Origin of the sequence: Arthrobacter sp. H41, assembly GCF_000520535.1 — a bacterium.
Lineage (GTDB): Bacteria > Actinomycetota > Actinomycetes > Actinomycetales > Micrococcaceae > Arthrobacter_D.
The window spans coordinates 1-1,668 of record NZ_KI914778.1; the positions used below are offsets into that span (position 1 = coordinate 1).

2 protein-coding genes and 2 pseudogenes are annotated in these 1,668 nt (G+C 68.8%); all 4 read left to right on the forward strand.

The window, feature by feature from the left end; translation table 11 throughout:
* Nucleotides 1-555: DUF4439 domain-containing protein (locus Y705_RS0105070; RefSeq protein WP_026532061.1), on the forward strand; the 555-nt coding region annotated here is incomplete at its 5' end.
* Nucleotides 552-803, forward strand: a pseudogene (locus Y705_RS21070) (VIT1/CCC1 transporter family protein); the annotation flags it as partial. The gene Y705_RS0105070 and the pseudogene Y705_RS21070, both read left to right, overlap by 4 nt.
* Nucleotides 775-1,389 (forward strand): DUF4439 domain-containing protein, encoded by a 615-nt coding sequence (locus Y705_RS21075; RefSeq protein WP_081737808.1) that lies wholly within the window; start codon nucleotides 775-777, stop codon nucleotides 1,387-1,389. The pseudogene Y705_RS21070 and the gene Y705_RS21075, both read left to right, overlap by 29 nt.
* A pseudogene (locus Y705_RS17590) lies at nucleotides 1,386-1,668 on the forward strand (VIT1/CCC1 transporter family protein); the annotation flags it as partial. The gene Y705_RS21075 and the pseudogene Y705_RS17590, both read left to right, overlap by 4 nt.

Here is a 1,668-nt window from a genome sequence, read left to right on the forward strand (position 1 = left end):
GGCACCCACACACCAGCCACCCAAGCCCCAACTACCCAAGCCCCACCTACCCCCGCCACCCCGGCGACCGACACGACGAATCTGGTCTCCGCCGCCCTTCGCGCTGAGCGCGGAGCGGAATATGCCTACGAGGTTGCCGCTGCACGGCTCCCCGACCCGGCGGCAGCGCTTGACCTGTCGAGCCGGCATGCAGATGCGGCCCGTTCCGCCGCGGCACTCCTGGCACGACTGTGTGGAACAGTGCCCCCCGCTCCTCCCGCCTTCCACCTCGACCCCGTTCTGCTTGCCGATCCCGCCCGCGGAACCGCAGCCCTCGAGCAGGAACTGTCCGGGATGTACGGGGACCTGGTGGGATTGAGTGAGGGCTCCACTCGCGCGTGGGCCATCGCCCAGCTCAACACAGCGGTGCAACGCAGCCACGCCGCGGACGGACTGGCCGAAGCCTTCCCCGGGCTGACCATCGATCCGGTTCCCGACGGGACAGGGCTCCCCCAGGACGGTTCGACAGCCCTCCCCCGAAATCAACCGACCACATTGCCCGAGGACACTCCATGAACTCCAGCGAGACCTTCCACCACGACGAACCCCATCGAGGCGACTTCGCCCAGCGGCTGAACTGGCTCCGTGCGGCCGTACTAGGAGCCAATGACGGCATCGTGTCGGTTGCCGCGATCGTCGTGGGCGTGGCAGGCGTGACCACCCTGCAGGGTCCGATCCTCACCGCCGGCGCTGCCGCACTGGTGGGCGGCGCAGTATCGATGGCCCTGGGCGAGTATGTGTCGGTCAGCAGCCAGAGCGACAGCTGCTACCGCCCCCCACACACAGGCCACCCCCGGCACCCACACACCAGCCACCCAAGCCCCAACTACCCAAGCCCCACCTACCCCCGCCACCCCGGCGACCGACACGACGAATCTGGTCTCCGCCGCCCTTCGCGCTGAGCGCGGAGCGGAATATGCCTACGAGGTTGCCGCTGCACGGCTCCCCGACCCGGCGGCAGCGCTTGACCTGTCGAGCCGGCATGCAGATGCGGCCCGTTCCGCCGCGGCACTCCTGGCACGACTGTGTGGAACAGTGCCCCCCGCTCCTCCCGCCTTCCACCTCGACCCCGTTCTGCTTGCCGATCCCGCCCGCGGAACCGCAGCCCTCGAGCAGGAACTGTCCGGGATGTACGGGGACCTGGTGGGATTGAGTGAGGGCTCCACTCGCGCGTGGGCCATCGCCCAGCTCAACACAGCGGTGCAACGCAGCCACGCCGCGGACGGACTGGCCGAAGCCTTCCCCGGGCTGACCATCGATCCGGTTCCCGACGGGACAGGGCTCCCCCAGGACGGTTCGACAGCCCTCCCCCGAAATCAACCGACCACATTGCCCGAGGACACTCCATGAACTCCAGCGAGACCTTCCACCACGACGAACCCCATCGAGGCGACTTCGCCCAGCGGCTGAACTGGCTCCGTGCGGCCGTACTAGGAGCCAATGACGGCATCGTGTCGGTTGCCGCGATCGTCGTGGGCGTGGCAGGCGTGACCACCCTGCAGGGTCCGATCCTCACCGCCGGCGCTGCCGCACTGGTGGGCGGCGCAGTATCGATGGCCCTGGGCGAGTATGTGTCGGTCAGCAGCCAGAGCGACAGCCAGCGGGCCCTGATCGAGAAGGAACGGCAGG

Excerpts from the sequence above, each read along its gene's own strand:
- Y705_RS21075 (WP_081737808.1), top strand. The coding sequence starts at position 775 with ATGTGTCGGTCAGCAGCCAGAGCGACAGCTGCTACCGCCCCCCACACA.